Source organism: Aeromonas sp. 84A (genome assembly GCF_051919345.1).
Taxonomy (GTDB): domain Bacteria; phylum Pseudomonadota; class Gammaproteobacteria; order Enterobacterales; family Aeromonadaceae; genus Aeromonas; species Aeromonas veronii.
Genome location: NZ_JBQBEW010000001.1, coordinates 4,506,074 through 4,525,000 on the forward strand (window position 1 = coordinate 4,506,074; position 18,927 = coordinate 4,525,000).

The window sequence follows — 18,927 nt, forward strand, 5'->3', positions numbered from 1 at the left end:
ACCGAACTGCGCCCTCAATTAAACCGCGAATTAATCTAGTCGTCTCGCGGGCATTATATCCCCGCGACCCGAATCCTGCCCCCCAAAGTTGCCTGCCAGCCCGGAATGACTATGCAAACTGAGATCGAGATAAAGTTTTTTGTCGCCCGCGACATTCAACCCGAGTTATCCAACCTGCTGAATTCTCTTGAGATTAAAGAATCATCACAACAGCAGCTCGGCAACGTCTATTTCGATACGCCGACCCTGGCTCTGCGCCAGCTGGAGATGGGACTGCGGATCCGCCGCTGCGATGCCTTTGCCGAACAGACCATCAAATGCCGCGGCCAGGTGGTGGGCGGCCTGCACGCCAGACCCGAGTACAACGCCCCTGTCAGCGGCGATCTGCCGACCCTCTCGTCCTTTCCCGATGAGATTTGGCCGACCCTGACCGAGCGCGACCACATCCAGCAGCAGCTGGTCGCCCAGTTTCGCACCGACTTCCTGCGTCGCCACTGGCTGATCGCCTTCGAGGGGGCCGAGATTGAGCTAGCCTGGGATCAGGGAGAGATAGTCGGCAGTCAGGGCAGCACCACCATCAACGAACTGGAACTGGAGCTCAAATCCGGTGCCACCACAGCCCTGTTTGCACTGGCCCAACGCCTCGCCAAGCTCGGCGGGCTGCGCCTCGGCGCCCAATCCAAGGCCCAGCGCGGCTATCGACTGGCTGGTCTTGGCAAACCGCTGGCCCTGCAGGCGCTGGTCGAACATGAAGGTATGGATGGCATAACGGGGGTAAGCGAAGGGCTGCGCCACTGGCAGCATCACGAGCAGCTCTGGCTGGAGCATCCGCAGGATGAAGGCATTCAACAGCAGGCACTCGCGGCCCTGTACCAGGGGATCGATCTGGTCGCCCGCAGTGCGGCCGCGCTGCCACAACCAGTGCTCTGGCTACCCGCCCTGACCAACCTGCAAGCCCATCTGCAAGCCCAGTCGGACGAGCATGACGAGTGGCCTGCCGAGCTGGCCGATCTCTTCCTCTATCCGGCGTATGTCGAGTTGCAGCTGGCCATCGCCGCATGGCTGCATCACGCAGACTGAGCGTGGCCATACCGGTACTAAAGGTCGAAAATAAAGACCGGAAACAAAACGGGTGAGCCTTGGCTCACCCGTTTTGCACTACAGCAGGTTGAGCTGCTGCATGGCGCTGCGAATGCGCTCGCGGGTCGCTTCTGACAGCGGCATCACCGGCAGGCGGCACTCCTCGCTGCAGAACCCGAGCAGGGAAGCGGCATATTTGGCACCAGCCGGGCTCGGCTCGGCAAACATCGCCTGATGGAGCGGAATGAGCTTGTCTTGCAGCTCACGCGCTTCTTGCCACTTGCCCGCCAGCGTGAGGTTCTGCACCTCGGCCACCAGCTTGGGGGCCACGTTGGCGGTCACAGAGATACAGCCCTGACCGCCGCCGATGTTGTAAGCAACCGCAGTGGCATCTTCACCGGAGAGCCAGGCGAAGGGCTTTTTGATCAGCTGGCGCTCGGTCCAGGGGCGCGCCAAGTCGCCGGTGGCATCTTTCACCCCGGCAATGCGCGGCAGCTCGGCCAGACGGGCCAGGGTCGCCGGCTGCACGTCGACGATGGCACGCGGCGGAATGTTGTAGACGATGATCGGCTTGGCGGTGGCGTCGTGTACCGCCTTGAAGTGGTGGTAGAGCCCCTCCTGATTGGGACGGTTGTAGTAACCGGCTACATGCAGAGTGGCATCAGCCCCCACCCGCTCGGCATGGAGGGTGTACTCGATGGCTTCGACCGGATTGTTGGAGCCCGCTCCGGCAATCACCGGAATACGGCCAGCGACCTGTTTGACCACCAGCTCCACCACTCGGCAGTGCTCGTCGTGGGTCAGGGTCGGACTTTCCCCCGTGGTACCCACCGGCACAATGCCGTGAGTGCCCTGTTCGATATGCCACTCCACCAGACGCAGCAGCGCCTCTTCATCCAGCTTTCCCTGTCGAAACGGGGTGATCAACGCAACGATTGAACCTTGAAACATGGGATCTCCTTCTCCTAAATGACGCGCATATGGCAATAAAAAACCCCGGTACGATGTGCGCAACCGGGGTTTGAAGCTTCTCAGGGATGAGAGGTTACGCGCGAACGTCGGCAGGCCCGAATTTCAGGCTTTTTTTGTGCTTTCGTTTCAACCCGTTGAACCGCATTTCGTCATCTCTGGTCAAAAAATGGTGTCTGGGCATATTTCGGGAACACGGCATAAATGTCAAGGCGAAAGGGGCTATGTATAATGGCCGCCCAAAATTGCGTGGAGAGACCCGATGAGCAGCCCAATCAGTGCCGTCAGCCAGATGCTGGAACGAAACCAAGCCCTCTTTGTCGGCAAGCGGCTACTTGTCTGCGGCGCGCTGGAGGATGACTACCCCCGCCAGCTGGCGAGCCTGGCCCGGACCCTGACCGTCTTTACCACCGATTACTGTTACTACCGCAGCCAGCAGGCCGCCCTCGGCGAGGCTATCCTGTTCGACCACCAGCTAGGTGGTGCCCCCCGCTTCGATGCCCTGTTGCTGCTGATGCCCAAGGCCAAGGCCGAGGCACAATATCTGCTGGCCATGATGACCCCCTTGCTGGAAGCGGGTGCCGATCTGTTCCTCGCCGGTGAAAACCGCGGCGGCATCAATGGCGCCGACAAGCTGCTGGCCCCCTATGGCGAAAAGCCGATCAAGCGCGATTCGGCCCGCCGCTGCTCGCTCTATCACGGTGAGCTCTGCAAACCGGTCGCCCCGTTCGATCTGGATAGCTGGTTTGGCCGCTATCAGTGCAAGGCCGGTGATACCGAGCTGACCGTGCTGGCACTGCCCGGCGTCTTCAGCGCCGCCGAGCTGGATCTCGGCACCCAGATGCTGCTGGCCGCCGTGCCGCCGATGACGGGCGAATTGCTCGATTTCGGTTGTGGCGCTGGGGTGATTGGGTCTGTGCTGGCCAAGCGCAATCCGGATCTGCGGGTCAACATGGTGGATATCAGCGCACTGGCACTCGAATCGAGCCGCCGCACCCTGGCGATCAACGGTCTGCAGGGCAAGGTCACCGCTTCCGATGTCTATTCGGATGTCTCCACCCGTTTCCAGCACATCGTCTCCAACCCGCCATTCCATGCGGGTCTCAAAACCTTCTATGCGGCAACCGAGCAGTTCCTGGCCAAAGCGCCGGAATTTTTGCTGCCAAATGGTTCGCTGACCATTGTTGCCAACGCCTTCTTGCGCTACCAGCCTATACTGGAGACACACTTCAAACGGACTGAAGTGATCAGCAGTGATGCCAAATTCAAGGTCTATCTGAGCAAAATGTAAATAAGTGTAAGCAGCACAATAAAACAGCTAGAGAGCGCCATCCGGCATCTGATAAGGTATTAAGCACACGATAAAAACCACCCCTTTAGGGGTGTTTTTATACCGAACATTGAAAACCTTTTCATGTTGTTAATTCAGGGAGAGAAATACGATGGCAGGCATTTTGACCATGATCCTGGCTGGTGGCGAAGGTACTCGCCTGCAGCCTCTGACCACCACCCGCAGCAAGCCTTCCGTCCCCTTTGGTGGCAGCTACCGGCTGATCGACTTTGTCCTCAACAACTTCGTCAACGCCGACTTTCTGCGCATCTATGTACTGACCCAATTCAAATCCCAGTCCCTCTACCTGCACATGAAGAAGGGCTGGAATATCGTCGGCATCACCGACCGCTTTATCGATCCCATCCCGGCCCAGATGCGGATGGGCAAACGCTGGTATGACGGCACCGCCGATGCCATCTACCAGAACCTCGGCTTTATCGAGCGGGCCGAACCGGATCATGTCTGCATCTTCGGCTCCGACCACATCTACAAGATGGATGTGAGCCAGATGGTCACCTTCCACAAGCAGAAGAACGCCGCCATGACGGTCGCGGCACTTCGAATGCCCATCGAAGAGGCGAGCGCCTTCGGGGTGATCGAGGTCGATACCGAAGGGCGGATGATCGGCTTTCAGGAAAAGCCGAAGCAGCCCAAGCACATTCCCGGCGATCCGACCCAGGCGCTGGTTTCCATGGGCAACTACATCTTCGAGACCGATGCCCTCTGCCGCGAGTTGAAGCGGGATGCCGCCGAAGAGAACTCCAGCCACGACTTTGGCAAGGATGTGATCCCGAGCCTCTACCCGCGCGCCCCCGTCTATGTCTATGACTACAGCACCAACGTCATCCCCGGCGAGAAACCGCACGTCTACTGGCGGGATGTGGGCACCCTCGACTCTTATTGGCAAGCGCACATGGACCTGGTGGCCGACAATCCCCCCTTCTCCCTCTATAACCGCAAGTGGCCCCTGCACACCCACTATCCGGCGCTGCCGCCTGCTACCTTCATCGACAGCGACGAGTGCAAGGTGAAGATCGCCAACTCGCTGATCTCCGCCGGTTGCTTCATTCAGGGCAGCCAGATCCAGCGATCCATCCTCGGTTTCCGCTGCAATATCGGCGCGTGCAGCCATATCAGTGAATCCGTGCTGCTGGGGGATGTGAAGATTGGTGAAGGGTGCTCCATCCGGCGCGCCATCATTGATAAAAACGTTGAAATTGCGCCAGGCACCGTTATCGGTGAAAATCTGGACCACGATAGAGAGCGATTTACCGTATCCGAAGGCGGTATCGTGGTGGTACCTAAGGGAGCAAGAGTTGGCTATTAACCCACTGAAAATCCTGTTTGTTGCCTCGGAAGTTGAGGGGCTGGTCAAGACCGGGGGCCTGGCCGATGTCGCCAGAGCCCTGCCGATGTACCTGGCCCAGAAGGGGCATGATGTCAGGATCATGCTGCCCTTCTACAAGACGATAAAGCGACGGGATGAGGCCAGACTGGTGGCGTCACGCTGGTTGCCAACCCACCCCGGGCTGCCGGATATCGGTTATCGCATCTACCAGATGGAGCTGGATGGCGTCTGCGTCTATCTGCTCGACTGCCCACAATATTTCGATCGTCCCCAGCTCTACGCCGAGAACAATCAGGCCTATCCGGATAATGGCGAGCGCTTTGCCTTCTTCTCGGCCGCGGCCCTCCATGCCTGCGAGCAGCTTGGCTTTGCCCCGGATATCGCCCACTGCAATGACTGGCACACCGGCCTGCTGCCACTGCTGCTGAAAACCCGCCACGCTCACAACCCCTTCTTCCAGCAGACCCGCAGCGTAATTAGCATTCACAATGCGGCGTTTCAGGGAGTGTTTGGCCGCGAGCAGTTCTGGGCCATGCCCGAGATCGCCGACTACGAACGCCGCATCAACTACGACTACGGCCACGTCAATCTGCTCAAATGCGGGGTGCTCTACGCCGACAAGATCAATGCGGTCAGCCCCAACTATGCCCAGGAGCTGCTGACTCACCTCGGCGCCCACGGCATGGCGCATATCTTCCAGCAACGGGCGGCGGATCTCTGCGGCATACTCAACGGCTGCGACTACAAGGACTGGGATCCGGAGTTCGACGAATTCCTGCCTGCGACCTACAGCATCGACAACATGGCTGGCAAACAGGTCTGCAAAGAGAGCCTGCAACAGGAAGCGGGGCTGGCCGTGGCGGACTTGCCCATCTACGGCATGGTTTGCCGCCTGACCGAGCAAAAGGGCGTTCCCCTGCTGCTCCCTGCGCTGGAGAAATTCCTCCACCATCAGGTACAAGTGGTGATCGTCGGCTCTGGCGATCCTGCGCTCGCCACGCAACTGCAAACCATGGCCCGGGATTATCCGGGCAAGCTCGCCTTCATCAACACCTATGACGATCGGCTGGCTCATCTGGTCGAAGCCGGTGCCGACTTTTTCCTGATGCCCTCTCTGTTCGAGCCTTGTGGCCTCAACCAGATGTACAGCCTCGCCTATGGCACCCTGCCGCTGGTGCGCGCCGTGGGGGGGCTGAAAGATACCGTGGTGGATTGGGATGCAGATCCCGAGCATGCCACCGGCTTCTGCTTCAACGATCCGACTGCCGCCATCCTGCTCGATACCATGCGCCGCAGCCTGCTCTATTTCCTGCAGGACAAGGAACGCTTTGCCAAGGTGCAGCGCAATGCCATGAGCACCCGCTTCAACTGGCCTGACTCGGTCACCCAGTATGAACGGATGTATCAGAGCGCATTGGGCCGTTACTGAACGCCAAACGTCAGCTGATTGCTGAAGTTTTGTACCCTTGGCGCCACTTTGGGCGTCAACAGCGAAAAAAGTCCCCTTTGGCTGTTGACGCTCCCCCAAAACTCTATAGAATCCCCCTCCGCAGTGATGCGAAGGTGGCGGAATTGGTAGACGCGCTAGCTTCAGGTGTTAGTGTCCCACGGATGTGAGGGTTCGAGTCCCTCTCTTCGCACCAATACTGCCATGCTGATTCAGCAGCATGTAAATCCAACTAGAAAACCCGAATGTGCGAAGGTGGCGGAATTGGTAGACGCGCTAGCTTCAGGTGTTAGTGCCCCCCGGGTGTGAGGGTTCGAGTCCCTCTCTTCGCACCATGCTTCTCCAGACAGCATGTAAATCAAAACTGGTAACACAATGTGCGAAGGTGGCGGAATTGGTAGACGCGCTAGCTTCAGGTGTTAGTGTCCCACGGATGTGAGGGTTCGAGTCCCTCTCTTCGCACCATGCTTTATCCAGACAGCATGTAAATCCAGACTGGAAACCCGAATGTGCGAAGGTGGCGGAATTGGTAGACGCGCTAGCTTCAGGTGTTAGTGCCCCCCGGGTGTGAGGGTTCGAGTCCCTCTCTTCGCACCATGCTTCTGACATGTAAAAACAGAGCAATGCGCTCCAACCGCATTTAAAAACCAGCTGGAGAAAATCAGTGTGCGAAGGTGGCGGAATTGGTAGACGCGCTAGCTTCAGGTGTTAGTGTCCCACGGATGTGAGGGTTCGAGTCCCTCTCTTCGCACCATTCATTACGCAAAAGGCCCATCACGAAAGTGATGGGCCTTTTGTTTTTACTCCTTGTTATGGCTATGCTTTTGACGACTCACCGCTCATCGCCATGCCAAGGAACGCATATGATACTGGATACCGACATTCACAACTTTTACGAACATCTGGTGCTCAAGGAGATTGAGAAACAGGGGCTGCAGCAAAAGCTCAACAGCGATCAGATGGCCGACCTCTGCTGCCTCACCCTCAACCAGCTTCCGGCCCACTATATTCGACACAATGTCGACATGATCTACTTCCTGACCGACGCCAAGCGCACCGAAATGGAGAAGCTGGTGGTCGAATCGCTCAAGGTGGCACAGCAGAAGATCAAGCAGGCTCCCGTCAAAAGTTCATAACCAGGGCTGCTGCCAGAGCAGGGTGACGATACCGGTCAACCCGGCCACTGGCAGCAAGATCAAGGCGGGCCGCAATCCGGGCTCCAGCATCATCCAGGCAGCCAGCAGAAAACCTACACTCCAGGTGCCGTACTCTTTATCCTGACCCCATGCGAGTACGGCTACCGCCACCAGCAACATCATACCCCGCAATATCCAGCGCATTGTTTTCTCCCCCACCAACAATTGATAATAATTATCATATTCATCTACTGGGGATGCAAGTGGCGTCACAGACAAGCCTCGTATGTGACTCTTTGTGTCAACAGGCCGCTCAAAAACGGGTTATGAGATCAACTAATTTGTGATTTTTTCAATCAAATGTGCATTTTTGCCAATTTGATGGGGCTTTAACCCGCCGGGTTTGTGGTAGATTGCGGCCTCTTTTTGGGTTGCCTCCTCGGGATCGATGTATCCACAGGACGAGAGGGAGTGACCTTGGCGAGCAAGAGTTTAGGAAGTATCTATGCAAAACCAACAAAACCACATCCGACTACCGGGCATGGCACAGGTGTTTGCCTGTCTGGCCATTTTCCTGGCCTTGGCATTCTCGTTCACCAGCGTGCTCGATCTGCCGATCCAGCTGGCGCTGTTCATCGCCTGGTTCGTCATCATGGGACTTGGCATCAAACTCGGCCACGATTACAAATCCCTGGAGCAGGCTGCCGTTGACGGCGTTGCCAAGGGGATGGGGGCCATTCTGATCCTGGTCTCCGTCGGTGCTCTGGTCGGCACCTGGATTGCCGGCGGCATTGTTCCCAGCATCATCTACTTCGGCCTCAAGGTGATCCACCCGTCCATCTTCCTGCTGGCAACCCTGATCATCTGCTCCCTGACCTCGCTGGCCACCGGCACCTCCTGGGGCTCTGCCGCCACCGCCGGTATCGCTATGATGGGGATCGGCCACAGTCTCGGCGTGCCTGCGCCGCTGGTAGCCGGTGCCGTGCTCTCCGGCGTCTATTTCGGTGACAAGCTCTCTCCGCTCTCCGACTCAGTAGTGCTGGCTTCGACCATGTCCAACGTCGACGTGGTGGAACATATCAAGGGGATGCTGCCTATCAGCCTGCTCTCCTATGTCATCACCGCCGTGCTGTTCACAGTGGTGGGCATGCAGTATTCGGGTAATGTCAGCCTGGAGCAGGTCAATCTGGTGATGGAGGCTCTCGACAACCAGTTCAACATCACTCCGCTGGCCATAGTGCCGGTGGTGCTGGTGCTGGGCCTGCTGGCAAATCGCAAGCCCGCCTTCCCGGTGATCAGCTTCGGCGCCCTGCTGGGCCTGATCTGGGCCATCGCCTTCCAAGGCATGGATCCGGTCAAGGCAATGCACTCGGCTTATAGTCCGTTTGCCATTACCTCCGGCATCGACTTTATCGACAACATCCTCGGTCGCGGCGGCATGGAGTCCATGCTGGGCTCGGTCGCTGTCATCATCTTCGGTCTCGGATTTGGCGGCCTGCTGGAGAAGGTCGGTATTCTGGAAGTGATCGCCAGCGCCTTCGAGAAGCGCATCAATAGCGTCGGCAGCCTGACCAGCCACACCATCGGCACCGCGTTTCTGGCCAACGTGTTCGGCTCGGCCATGTATGTGTCGCTGATCCTGACTCCCAAGATCATGGCCAAGAACTACGACCGACTGGGACTGGCGCGCAAGAACCTCTCTCGCAACGCCGAGTTTGGCGGCACCCTCACCTGCGGTATGGTGCCCTGGAGCGACAACGGCATCTTCATGGCCGGAGTGCTGGGGGTGGCAACCCTCGACTACCTGCCCTACATGTGGCTGAGCTTCACCTGCATCATTGTGACCATCACCCTCGCCTACATGGGCAAGGCAGTGAACCGGATCCCGCTGGTCGCGGCGGCAAGCTCCCGCTAAGCCATCCTGAAACAACAAAGGCGCCACCAAGGCGCCTTTGTTGTTTCAGGGGGGATGCTGTTTTACCGTCATTCCAGAGCCCACAAACAAAAACAGCCCTCGTTGCCGAGAGCCGTTTCATCAGACCGATACGCCGATCAGATGGAGAAGCTGGAGCCACAGCCACAGGTCGTGGTGGCGTTGGGGTTGGTCACGGTAAAGCGTGAACCTTCCAGACCCTCGGTGTAATCCACACTGCCGCCTACCAGATATTGCAGGCTCATGGGATCGATCACCATGGTGACGCCATTCTTCTCGACTACGGTGTCCCCGTCGTTGATCTTCTCATCAAAGGTAAAGCCATACTGGAAACCGGAGCAGCCCCCACCCGTGATGTATACCCGCAGCTTCAGCTCGGGATTCTCTTCCTCGGTGATCAGGTTCTTCACCTTATTGGCCGCCGCATCCGTCATCTGGATGGGCAGCGGGGCTTCTGCTACTGCACTCATTACTGACCTCACAACCATTAGATCCACAAACATGGAAACCGCGAAATTATCCAATACCCGACCATTCAGTTCAAGTATTCACCACGTTTAACCGGCAGCGGGAACCGGAGCAGGCGGTGCGGCGACCAGCGGCTTGATCACCTCGCCCCACTCAACCAGCAGCTCTTGTGCCGGTTGCCTGCCATCCTTGTTGATGGTGACACGGATCCGATCCGGCACAAAGCCTTCCGGCAACTGCCAATTCCCTTCCAGCAGCTGGAAATAACGCAGGGCATAACGCCACTCGCTCACCTTCATTCCGAGATCGCGACCGGTCAGCGTCTTCGGCTTGTCAGCCAGGCTCCCCTCGACCCGGATATGCACCTGACCGCGAAACAGCTCCCGCTTCTTGGCAGGCTGGGTCAGGGCGAGACGGTAGTGGTAACGACCGGGAATGCTGGTCTCCTGCAGGGTCAGGTTGTCGATCACCACCCCCACCTGTTCGCCGGTGGGGCGCATGATCCGCTCGAAAAAGGCCAGCTGGCGCTTGAGCTCCTGCACCTGCGCCTCCTGACTCTTCAAGGTGGTCTGCAACTGCTCGAAGGCCGCTTTCTGGGTCGCCAGCTGGGTATCTTTCACCCCCAGCTCGGTCTTGAGCTGGCCGATAGCCTTGCCCTGGCGATCCAGCGTCTCCTGCTGCACCACCAACAGACTGCTCTGGGCCAGCTCCTGACGGTTACCGACAAAGTAACCGATGAGCCCGCCAACGGCTAACACGACCAATAACTTCAATAGATTGGACATAGCCCCTCATCCCGTTATCACGCCATTTACGGCAGCGCCTCTCCCTTCACTATACCGTCTGGACCGGGGTCACAGGCGATAAAGGGAAAAATTAACTGGCCGTGGCGCTGCCATCACCCCGCTTTTGACGCGCGGCGAGCCGTAAAGTTCGCTCAAGGATCTGGGAATAGATGGGGCGGCCACCCAGCCACTGGGCAACCAGAGTCGCACCGACTGTGGTGATCATCATCGGCAGGATCAGCTGATAGTTGTCGGTCATCTCGGTGACCAGCACGATACCGGTGATAGGGGCACGCACTGTGGCAGCAAAGAGAGCCCCCATTCCGGCGATGGCAAAGGCGCCGGGCTCGATGCCAAGCTCCGGAAACGCCGCATGAAACAGATGGCCGAACACCACGCCAAACAGGGTGCCCAACGCCAGGGTTGGCGCAAACACCCCGCCCGGGGCACCGGAGCAGAAGCAGATGAGGGTCGCAACCAGCCGCACCGAGAAGATGAGGAACAGGGTCGCCATCGCATACTCATCCCCCATCAGATGGGGAATAAGCTCGGTGCCGCCCCCCGTCACCGCGGGAGCAAACAGCGACAGCACACCAAACGTTCCGGCGACCAGCATGCCGATGGCTACAAAACGGTGGCGCTTGTTCTGATGCAACGCCAGATAACCATCCTGACAGGCCAGCACCAGCTTGTTGAAGACAAAACCGAGCACTCCGAAGGTGGCTCCCATAAAAAGGAACAGCCAGAGCGCCTTGAGGGCTGGCGCATCGTAGTGGGGCAAGGTGATCACCGCCCCCTGCCCTTTCATGTTCTGCAACATCAAGGTCGCCATGATGGCGGAGATCCCCACCGCCTTGATGGCCAGAAAGGAGTAGCGGAATTGCGGTCGCATCTCCTCCATCACGAACAGGATGCCTGCCAACGGCGCATTGAAGGCTGCCGCCAGACCGCCCGCCGCACCGGCGGCCAACAAGGCGTGGCCATGCTCCTTGGGCAGCCGGAAGATATCCGCCACCATCTTGCCGAGGTTGCCGCCGATCTGTACCGAAGGCCCCTCCCTCCCCAGCACCATGCCGGAGCTCAGGGTACAGATGCCGCCGAAGAACTTGACCGGCAACACTCGCCACCACCGCACCGGGCGCAGATCGTCCATCGCCCCCTCGATCTCGGGAATGCCGGAACCACCCGCTTCCGGGGCAAAGGTATGAGTGAGAAAGTAGCCGACAAATCCCAGCAAGGCGCTGAAGCCAAAGCCAAGCAGACCGAGCTGCCACCAGGGACGGTCGGCCAGCAAGGCGATACGTTGTTCTGCCAGCCAGTGGACTCCCGATTCGAACAGGCCGCACACCAGTCCGGCCAGGGTGCCGACCAGCGCCGCCAGCAACAGAACCAGCAAGGGCATCTTGTCTTGCCGGATAATACGGGAAAGCGGCCCCCGCGAAGAGGTATCGGCTTCAGAGGAGAGAGCTTGTTGCGCCATCTTGTTACACCAACTTGGAAAAACCATATCGTCAGCTAGCTGAGATCAGGATCACCCGGCGCGTTGCTCGGCTGCCCAGGGCTGGGGCTTTCTGCTATAGTCGGCCCGTTAAATTTTTGTCACGGGAGCAGACCGAGAGTCCGGGTGGCGAGAGCGCAAAGCATACTCCTGATGCTCCGACCTGCCGAGTCTCAATCGGCTGCAATCCCTTGTGTGACGACCAAAATCCCATTAAGGATGATCCATGTCAAAATCAGATCAGCTGTTTGAACAGGCCCGCCAGACCATTCCGGGTGGCGTCAACTCACCGGTCCGCGCCTTCAATGGGGTCGGCGGCACGCCCCGCTTCATCGATCACGCCGATGGCGCCTATCTCTATGATGTGGATGGTCAGGCCTACGTGGATTACATCGGCTCCTGGGGCCCCATGCTGCTGGGTCACAACCACCCCGCCATCAAGGCTGCCGTCATCAAGGCCGTTGAGAAAGGGCTGAGCTACGGTGCGCCGACCGAGATCGAAGTGTTGATGGCCGAGAAAGTGCGCCAGATCGTCCCCTCCATGGAGCAGGTACGGATGGTGAACTCCGGCACCGAAGCCACCATGAGCGCCATTCGTCTGGCCCGTGGCTACACTGGCCGCGACAAGATCGTCAAATTCGAGGGCTGCTACCACGGCCACGCCGACTCCCTGCTGGTCAAAGCCGGTTCCGGCGCCCTGACCCTGGGTCAGCCCAACAGCCCGGGCGTTCCAGCCGATTTCGCCAAACACACCTTGACCTGCGTCTTCAACGATCTGGATTCGGTGCGTGAAGCCTTCACCCAGTACGGCAGCGAGATCGCCTGTATCATCGTCGAGCCGGTCGCAGGCAACATGAACTGCATCCCGCCGGTGCCGGGCTTCCTGGAAGGTCTGCGCGCCATCTGTGACGAGTTCGGTGCCCTGCTGATCCTGGACGAAGTTATGACTGGCTTCCGCGTCTCCTTGCGTGGTGCCCAGGGTCACTACAACATCGAGCCCGACCTCACCACTCTTGGCAAGATCATCGGTGCCGGCATGCCGGTGGGCGCCTTCGGCGGCAAGAAGAAGGTGATGCAACACATCGCCCCGACCGGCCCTGTCTATCAGGCGGGTACTCTCTCCGGCAACCCGGTAGCCATGGCGGCCGGCCTCACCATGCTGGATCTGCTGCTGGAGCCGGGTCTCTATGAGCAGCTGAGCGCCAAGACCGCCCGTGTTGCCGAGGGACTGAAAGCCGCCGCGGCCAAGCATGGCATTCCGCTCGCCATCAACTATGTGGGTGGCATGTTCGGCTTCTTCTTCACCGAAGAGAACGAAATCACCCGCTATGAGCAGGTCACTCGCTGCGATATGGAACGCTTCAAGCGCTTCTACCATCTCATGCTGGAAGAGGGTGTCTATCTGGCGCCGAGCGCCTACGAGGCGGGCTTCCTGTCTCTGGCTCACGGCGACAAGGAGATCGAACATACCCTGGCTGCCGCCGAGCGCAGCTTCGCCAAGCTGGCTGGCTAAATCGCCGCAGGTTATCGCAGAAGGGCCCGTCATGGGCCCTTTTCTATTGCTGTGCAGCGATCACCAGACAGGGCATCGATACGCCCAGTTCTGGTGCATTCCCCCTCGTCATCCGTCGTTTTGTCATCCTCTGGTGCAACTTGCCCTGCCATCCCTGTCATAAAGCAGGCCCACTATTTGCACATTCACCAAAAGATCCCACGTCACCGAGGTCCATATGGCAGAGATGAGCCCCATCGATGTGCTGCGGCGCTATCAGGAGTATCAGGAGGAGTTGACCCCGCTACTGCAGGGGCTGCTCAGCGCCCCCCTTGTCTCTCTCAAGGGGTATCCCTTTGTCGTCAGCATTGACCATTATCAGGGGCCGATGTGCATCCAGCCTGCGGCACCGGCCGCCCATAACCGGTTGCACCTTATCGTGCAGGGGCAAGGACGGGAGATCACCGTCTGTCTGAATCAGCTGATTGGCTGGTTGATGGGGGACAGGGAGCGCCGCCGCGCCATGCCCTGGTTCAAGGCGGTCTATGTGGTGCTCAGCATGGCGCTGTTTCTCATCGTCGCCACCCTGATCTGGCACGGGCTGGAGCAGCTCTACCAGCTATTGTGCGGCGAGCAGCAGAACCAGCTCGGCGCCTTTAGCGCCATCATCTTCCTGACACTGGCACTGGCGGTGTTCGATCTGGGCAAGACCATTCTGGAAGAGGAGGTACTGCTGCATAAGGATATCTTCCGCCACAGTGCCATTCGCCGCACCATCACCCGCTTTATCGCCGCCATTCTGATCGCGGTCTCCATCGAGGGACTGTTGCTGCTATTCAAAGGTTCGCTCGGCCAGAGCGAGCTGCTCTGGCCTGCGGTCGGGGTGATGGGGTGTGCGGTGGGTTTGCTGCTGGCACTTGGCCTCTATGTCTTTCTGGGAGCCAAGGCCGAAGCGGCACTGGTACAGGCTAGCCTGCGCTCTCCACCGTCAGCTGCACAGGGGAGCGACGCGCCGCCCGCCAAGAAGCGTACATGGTCCAGGAGGTATAGATGACGATAAAGGCAACCAGCCACTTCAGCATCTCCATATCCATGGATTTGACCAGCATGGCGGCCAGCACCACACCGATGGGACCGAAGATGGCTACCGCCAGCACCGCCTTGGCATCAAACGCCCCTTTGCGGATAAAAGTGCCTGCGGAGAAAACGCTGAGCACGGCGGTGGAACCCATCATGATGGGAAACGCCGCCAGCGGATTCATCCCCAGCAGATAAACCAACGTCATGCAGGGGGCAAACAGGCCGATACCGACATTCATCAGCACCCCGAAGATGAAATTGCCGAGCAGGGCGATCGCAAGCTTGTAGCCGCTGAGCCCCATCGCATCGCCGCCTACAGGGAAAAGCCCCAGCAGACCGGCAAAGATAAGCCCTGCGACGACCAGCAAGGAGATAGCCATCACCAGCCGGATGGTCTGCCGATCAAACGAGGCCACATGGCGAGCCCCCCAGGCAGCGCCCGCTGCGGCGGCCATCATCATGCTGATCAGTGTCAGCGGTTCCACTGCGACTGCACCGACGAAGATCAGCGACTGAGTCACGGTCGGCAGCACGCACTGCCCATTGAGGGTACCCGGCAGTACCCGATCATCGATCAGCTTGAACTGCTTGTAGCAGGCGGTCTTTACCGCAAAGCTGCCCACCCCCAGGGTATCGAGGAAGTTGGCAACCCCACCGATCAACGCCACCGGCCAGAAGGGGGTCGCCTCAAAGGATCCACTCTGCTTCTTTCGCCAGCAGGCTTGCACCAGCATAAAGATGAATACGAGGCCTCCGGCTATAAAAACCAGCCGTAAAATATCAACTAACATAGGGGTTTCTCCTGCAACGGGCGGCGATTCTAAGGCAAGCAGCAGAAAAAATCTTGACCGGAATTAAGCAATGCTCACGACACGCCTCTGCAAGGTGAAATATTTATCAATAGACTCCGAACGACTCTGCTAATACTTGTTACTGAGGCCAACAGGCCGGGTCCTGAGCACGTTGTTATGGTCCTTTCGCGACGACCACTTGTGCCAAAGGACATAATAAAAAAGAGGGCCGGTAGTGATACCGACCCTCTTTCTGTATCTGGCCGGGGCGCTGGGCACTCGACCATGACAACCGCTTATTGAATGCTCTTGCCGGCACGCACGTCCTTGATAAACCCCTTCAGGCTGGCCAGATCACGGGGAGCACCGCGCAGGATCTGATCACCGATGATGAAGGCCGGGGTACCGGAGATACCGAGCGCTTCAGCCAGCGCACGGTTGGTACCGAGGTTCTGGTCAATGCTGCCATCCTTGATCTTGGCCTCCACCTTGCTCCAGTCCACACCGGCCGCCATAGCCAACTGCTTGACCTGTGCTTCATCAGCGAGCGGGCCCTGATGGGTATAGAGCTTCTCGTGGAACGCCTGGTACTTGTCAGGCTGACCCAGCTGGACCGCCAGCGCAGCACGGGCTGCGAAGTAGGAGGACTCGCTCAGAATGGGGAACTGCTTGTAGATGTAACGGATATCTTTATCTTCCGCCATCAGCTGCTTGACCAGCGGATGGGCCCGCTTGCAGTAACCGCAGTTGTAATCGAAAAACTCCACAATGGTCAGCGACGCCTTCGGATTCCCCATCTCGGGATCCTGATTGGCATAAAGCTGCTTGGAGTGAGCCTTGATCAGCGCCTTGTCACTCTCGGCCTGCTGGCTCTCCTGCTTGGCACGCAGGGCATTGGACATCTCGACCAGGATCTCGGGATTCTTGACCAGATAGTCGCGAACGATTTGCTCGACATCGCTTTTGGTCAGCTCGCTTGCATGTACCGGCGTCGCCAGCAGGGTCACACCAGCCAGCGCGCAAAACAGGGCATTTTTAATAGTCATAACGTTATCTTGCAGAGGATATGATAGAGGCCACTATAGTGGTTGAGTCTGTTTTCAAGTCAAGTTATCTGGCCAAAAAAGCGCTTGATGCGCCCTGACTGCCACTTTTTCATGTCATTTCGCGCAATTAACCAGCAATCAAACCGGACGGGGATTTACAAGCCGGATCAGCATGGTAATATTCGCCGCACTGCTGCGGAGGGGTGGCAGAGCGGCTGAATGCACCGGTCTTGAAAACCGGCGATGGGCGACCATCCGTGGGTTCAAATCCCACCTCCTCCGCCATTCATACCGAGCCCATGCAACCATGTTGCGTGGGCTTTTTATTTGCCTCCGATTTGTCATTCCTCATAGATCTCAACACACTAGTCTTCTTCAACACCTTTCTTGATCTTCTGACCTGCGAGCTAAATAGCTGCCACAAGATCACCTACCAACATCGAACCTCTGCGCTCCTGCGGGTATCCCTTCCAATTTCCCTATTACCCCAAACCCAACGCTGCGCCCCCTGTGCCTGCGTGTTAGCACAGCCAACACACTCTCTGGCATAACGTCAGTGGGCGATTAACAAAGTCATGGACAAGCAGAGGGCTCAAAAAGAAAGACTTCAGCTAACACAAGACGCAGATGCCCAGGAAAAAACGCAAGCAAGAGATCATCGCGTACAGGCGAGCATAGGGTTCGTGGGTCATGACTACGCCAGAGCCACCATACAGTATCCAGCGGTTCAGTGAAGAAAGAGTACCAAGCGGAACATCAAGCTATTTGTGGAACCAGAAAGCAGCGGAGAGTAAGGATAAAAACAGAGGAAGGGAGATAGGGCAGGTCAACAATCAGGCTATTTGCTGAATTGCAGGCAATAAAAAACCCCGCTCGATGAGCGGGGTTCTTAAATTGGGTGCCTGGCAGTGTCCTACTCTCGCATGGCGAATGCCACACTACCATCGGCGCTACCGCGTTTCACTTCTGAGTTCGGCATGGGATCAGGTGGTTCCACGGCGCTATGGCCGCCAGGCAAATTCTTCAATCTGAGAAAGCTGACGTGAATAACGAGGTTGCCTGTTGGCTTCGCTATCACTGAATTAGTAGTTCGCTTAGGTTTGCTACAAGCCTTAGAACACTTCTTGGGTGTTGTATGGTTAAGCCTCACGGGTAATTAGTATGGGTTAGCTCAACACATCACTGCGCTTACACACCCCACCTATCAACGTTGTGGTCTCCAACGGCCCTTTAGGACCCTCAAGGGGTCAGGGATGACTCATCTCAGGGCTCGCTTCCCGCTTAGATGCTTTCAGCGGTTATCGATTCCGAACTTAGCTACCGGGCAGTGCCACTGGCGTGACAACCCGAACACCAGAGGTTCGTTCACTCCGGTCCTCTCGTACTAGGAGCAACTCCCTTCAATCATCCAACGCCCACGGCAGATAGGGACCGAACTGTCTCACGACGTTCTGAACCCAGCTCGCGTACCACTTTAAATGGCGAACAGCCATACCCTTGGGACCGACTTCAGCCCCAGGATGTGATGAGCCGACATCGAGGTGCCAAACACCGCCGTCGATATGAACTCTTGGGCGGTATCAGCCTGTTATCCCCGGAGTACCTTTTATCCGTTGAGCGATGGCCCTTCCATTCAGAACCACCGGATCACTATGACCTACTTTCGTACCTGCTCGACCTGTCCGTCTCGCAGTTAAGCTGGCTTATGCCATTGCACTAACCTCCTGATGTCCGACCAGGATTAGCCAACCTTCGTGCTCCTCCGTTACTCTTTGGGAGGAGACCGCCCCAGTCAAACTACCCACCAGGCACTGTCCGCGAGCCCGATTCAGGGCCCTGCGTTAGAACATCAAACATACAAGGGTGGTATTTCAAGGACGGCTCCAGCGCAACTGGCGTCACGCCTTCAAAGCCTCCCACCTATCCTACACATGTAGGTTCAATGTTCAGTGCCAAGCTGTAGTAAAGGTTCACGGGGTCTTTCCGTCTAGCCGCGGGTACACCGCATCTTCACGGCGAATTCGATTTCACTGAGTCTCGGGTGGAGACAGCATGGCCATGGTTACACCATTCGTGCAGGTCGGAACTTACCCGACAAGGAATTTCGCTACCTTAGGACCGTTATAGTTACGGCCGCCGTTTACCGGGGCTTCGATCAAGAGCTTCGCTTGCGCTAACCCCATCAATTAACCTTCCGGCACCGGGCAGGTGTCACACCCTATACGTCCACTTTCGTGTTTGCAGAGTGCTGTGTTTTTGATAAACAGTCCCAGCCATCTGGTCACTGCGACTCCCAACTGCTCCATCCGCAAGGGACTTCACTGTCAGGAGCGAACCTTCTCCCGAAGTTACGGTTCTATTTTGCCTAGTTCCTTCACCCGAGTTCTCTCAAGCGCCTTGGTATTCTCTACCCGACCACCTGTGTCGGTTTGGGGTACGATGACTTGTAATCTGAAGCTTAGAGGCTTTTCCTGGAAGCAGGGCATCAATGGCTTCCACACCGTAGTGTGTTCGTCTCGTG

The 18,927-nt window shown here is 57.8% G+C and carries 15 protein-coding genes, 6 tRNA genes and 2 rRNA genes (1 of these 23 running past the window's edge); 14 read left to right on the top strand and 9 right to left on the bottom strand.

Annotation, left to right across the window (positions count from 1 at the left end; genetic code table 11):
* Positions 1 to 111: 111 nt before the first annotated feature.
* The gene (locus ACTG20_RS20445; RefSeq protein WP_194495221.1) at positions 112 to 1,080 is read left to right on the top strand and encodes a CYTH domain-containing protein; all 969 of its coding nucleotides are present in this window, start codon (positions 112 to 114) and stop codon (positions 1,078 to 1,080) included.
* Between the two features lie 78 nt (positions 1,081 to 1,158).
* Here ACTG20_RS20445 and dapA read toward each other — a convergent pair whose 3' ends face one another.
* On the bottom strand, positions 1,159 to 2,031 hold the full coding sequence (dapA, locus tag ACTG20_RS20450; protein ID WP_043820620.1) for a 4-hydroxy-tetrahydrodipicolinate synthase: 873 nt from the start codon (positions 2,029 to 2,031) through the stop codon (positions 1,159 to 1,161).
* Positions 2,032 to 2,311: 280 nt separating this feature from the next.
* On the opposite strand from dapA, the gene rsmC reads away from it, so the two are divergent.
* From rsmC to ACTG20_RS20495, 9 genes are all read left to right on the top strand, one after another.
* Entirely contained in the window at positions 2,312 to 3,340 is a 1,029-nt protein-coding gene (rsmC, locus tag ACTG20_RS20455) for a 16S rRNA (guanine(1207)-N(2))-methyltransferase RsmC (RefSeq protein WP_194495219.1), read from the top strand.
* A gap of 151 nt (positions 3,341 to 3,491) precedes the next feature.
* Positions 3,492 to 4,709, top strand: coding sequence for a glucose-1-phosphate adenylyltransferase (gene glgC, locus ACTG20_RS20460; protein WP_005340236.1), 1,218 nt, complete (start codon positions 3,492 to 3,494; stop codon positions 4,707 to 4,709).
* Positions 4,699 to 6,159: a glycogen synthase GlgA gene (glgA, locus tag ACTG20_RS20465; protein ID WP_194495217.1), complete on the top strand. Its 1,461-nt coding sequence runs from the start codon at positions 4,699 to 4,701 to the stop codon at positions 6,157 to 6,159. The genes glgC and glgA overlap by 11 nt, the downstream gene beginning before the upstream one ends.
* A 128-nt stretch (positions 6,160 to 6,287) precedes the next feature.
* A tRNA-Leu gene (locus tag ACTG20_RS20470) sits at positions 6,288 to 6,373 on the top strand.
* A gap of 53 nt (positions 6,374 to 6,426) precedes the next feature.
* Positions 6,427 to 6,512: transfer RNA gene (locus ACTG20_RS20475), tRNA-Leu, on the top strand.
* Positions 6,513 to 6,556: 44 nt separating this feature from the next.
* Positions 6,557 to 6,642, top strand: a tRNA-Leu gene (locus ACTG20_RS20480).
* 46 nt (positions 6,643 to 6,688) lie between these two features.
* Positions 6,689 to 6,774, top strand: a tRNA-Leu gene (locus ACTG20_RS20485).
* Positions 6,775 to 6,845: 71 nt separating this feature from the next.
* Positions 6,846 to 6,931, top strand: a tRNA-Leu gene (locus ACTG20_RS20490).
* Between the two features lie 109 nt (positions 6,932 to 7,040).
* Entirely contained in the window at positions 7,041 to 7,313 is a 273-nt protein-coding gene (locus ACTG20_RS20495; RefSeq protein WP_005343036.1) for a late competence development ComFB family protein, read from the top strand.
* Here ACTG20_RS20495 and ACTG20_RS20500 read toward each other — a convergent pair.
* Positions 7,308 to 7,517: a hypothetical protein gene (locus ACTG20_RS20500; protein ID WP_128815975.1), complete on the bottom strand. Its 210-nt coding sequence runs from the start codon at positions 7,515 to 7,517 to the stop codon at positions 7,308 to 7,310. The genes ACTG20_RS20495 and ACTG20_RS20500 overlap by 6 nt on opposite strands.
* Before the next feature lie 301 nt (positions 7,518 to 7,818).
* On the opposite strand from ACTG20_RS20500, the gene nhaC reads away from it, so the two are divergent.
* Positions 7,819 to 9,228: a Na+/H+ antiporter NhaC gene (nhaC, locus tag ACTG20_RS20505; protein ID WP_005357819.1), complete on the top strand. Its 1,410-nt coding sequence runs from the start codon at positions 7,819 to 7,821 to the stop codon at positions 9,226 to 9,228.
* 137 nt (positions 9,229 to 9,365) lie between these two features.
* Here the strand turns inward: nhaC and erpA are convergent, their stop codons facing one another.
* The 3 genes from erpA to clcA form a co-directional block, all read right to left on the bottom strand.
* Positions 9,366 to 9,716, bottom strand: a complete 351-nt coding sequence (erpA, locus tag ACTG20_RS20510; RefSeq protein WP_005340225.1) for an iron-sulfur cluster insertion protein ErpA — start codon at positions 9,714 to 9,716, stop codon at positions 9,366 to 9,368.
* 87 nt (positions 9,717 to 9,803) lie between these two features.
* Positions 9,804 to 10,499 (bottom strand): DUF6776 family protein, encoded by a 696-nt coding sequence (locus ACTG20_RS20515; RefSeq protein ID WP_194495215.1) that lies wholly within the window; start codon positions 10,497 to 10,499, stop codon positions 9,804 to 9,806.
* A 91-nt stretch (positions 10,500 to 10,590) separates the two neighbouring features.
* Entirely contained in the window at positions 10,591 to 11,979 is a 1,389-nt protein-coding gene (gene clcA, locus ACTG20_RS20520; RefSeq protein ID WP_033136489.1) for a H(+)/Cl(-) exchange transporter ClcA, read from the bottom strand.
* A 244-nt stretch (positions 11,980 to 12,223) separates the two neighbouring features.
* On the opposite strand from clcA, the gene hemL reads away from it, so the two are divergent.
* Positions 12,224 to 13,510, top strand: coding sequence for a glutamate-1-semialdehyde 2,1-aminomutase (gene hemL / locus ACTG20_RS20525; protein ID WP_042053261.1), 1,287 nt, complete (start codon positions 12,224 to 12,226; stop codon positions 13,508 to 13,510).
* 217 nt (positions 13,511 to 13,727) lie between these two features.
* Entirely contained in the window at positions 13,728 to 14,543 is an 816-nt protein-coding gene (locus tag ACTG20_RS20530) for a hypothetical protein (RefSeq protein ID WP_158110469.1), read from the top strand.
* Here the strand turns inward: ACTG20_RS20530 and ACTG20_RS20535 are convergent.
* Together ACTG20_RS20535 and ACTG20_RS20540 are read right to left on the bottom strand one after the other, a co-directional pair.
* Entirely contained in the window at positions 14,458 to 15,360 is a 903-nt protein-coding gene (locus ACTG20_RS20535; protein WP_064338862.1) for a sulfite exporter TauE/SafE family protein, read from the bottom strand. The two genes, ACTG20_RS20530 and ACTG20_RS20535, sit on opposite strands and share 86 nt — an antisense overlap.
* 296 nt (positions 15,361 to 15,656) lie before the next feature.
* Entirely contained in the window at positions 15,657 to 16,406 is a 750-nt protein-coding gene (locus tag ACTG20_RS20540) for a DsbA family protein (RefSeq protein ID WP_194495213.1), read from the bottom strand.
* A gap of 197 nt (positions 16,407 to 16,603) precedes the next feature.
* Between ACTG20_RS20540 and ACTG20_RS20545 the strand changes: the two genes are divergently transcribed.
* A tRNA-Ser gene (locus tag ACTG20_RS20545) sits at positions 16,604 to 16,691 on the top strand.
* 615 nt (positions 16,692 to 17,306) lie between these two features.
* Here ACTG20_RS20545 and rrf read toward each other — a convergent pair.
* Both rrf and ACTG20_RS20555 read right to left on the bottom strand, forming a co-directional pair.
* Positions 17,307 to 17,421: ribosomal RNA gene (gene rrf, locus ACTG20_RS20550) — 5S ribosomal RNA — on the bottom strand.
* Positions 17,422 to 17,541: 120 nt separating this feature from the next.
* A 23S ribosomal RNA gene (locus tag ACTG20_RS20555) occupies positions 17,542 to 18,927 on the bottom strand (it continues 1,504 nt past the right edge of the window).

Excerpts from the sequence above, each read along its gene's own strand:
- ACTG20_RS20445 (WP_194495221.1), top strand. The coding sequence starts at position 112 with ATGCAAACTGAGATCGAGATAAAGTTTTTTGTCGCCCGCGACATTCAA.
- dapA (WP_043820620.1), bottom strand. The coding sequence starts at position 2,031 with ATGTTTCAAGGTTCAATCGTTGCGTTGATCACCCCGTTTCGACAGGGA.
- rsmC (WP_194495219.1), top strand. The coding sequence starts at position 2,312 with ATGAGCAGCCCAATCAGTGCCGTCAGCCAGATGCTGGAACGAAACCAA.
- glgC (WP_005340236.1), top strand. The coding sequence starts at position 3,492 with ATGGCAGGCATTTTGACCATGATCCTGGCTGGTGGCGAAGGTACTCGC.
- ACTG20_RS20495 (WP_005343036.1), top strand. The coding sequence starts at position 7,041 with ATGATACTGGATACCGACATTCACAACTTTTACGAACATCTGGTGCTC.
- ACTG20_RS20500 (WP_128815975.1), bottom strand. The coding sequence starts at position 7,517 with ATGCGCTGGATATTGCGGGGTATGATGTTGCTGGTGGCGGTAGCCGTA.
- nhaC (WP_005357819.1), top strand. The coding sequence starts at position 7,819 with ATGCAAAACCAACAAAACCACATCCGACTACCGGGCATGGCACAGGTG.
- erpA (WP_005340225.1), bottom strand. The coding sequence starts at position 9,716 with ATGAGTGCAGTAGCAGAAGCCCCGCTGCCCATCCAGATGACGGATGCG.
- ACTG20_RS20515 (WP_194495215.1), bottom strand. The coding sequence starts at position 10,499 with ATGTCCAATCTATTGAAGTTATTGGTCGTGTTAGCCGTTGGCGGGCTC.
- clcA (WP_033136489.1), bottom strand. The coding sequence starts at position 11,979 with ATGGCGCAACAAGCTCTCTCCTCTGAAGCCGATACCTCTTCGCGGGGG.
- hemL (WP_042053261.1), top strand. The coding sequence starts at position 12,224 with ATGTCAAAATCAGATCAGCTGTTTGAACAGGCCCGCCAGACCATTCCG.
- ACTG20_RS20530 (WP_158110469.1), top strand. The coding sequence starts at position 13,728 with ATGGCAGAGATGAGCCCCATCGATGTGCTGCGGCGCTATCAGGAGTAT.
- ACTG20_RS20535 (WP_064338862.1), bottom strand. The coding sequence starts at position 15,360 with ATGTTAGTTGATATTTTACGGCTGGTTTTTATAGCCGGAGGCCTCGTA.
- ACTG20_RS20540 (WP_194495213.1), bottom strand. The coding sequence starts at position 16,406 with ATGACTATTAAAAATGCCCTGTTTTGCGCGCTGGCTGGTGTGACCCTG.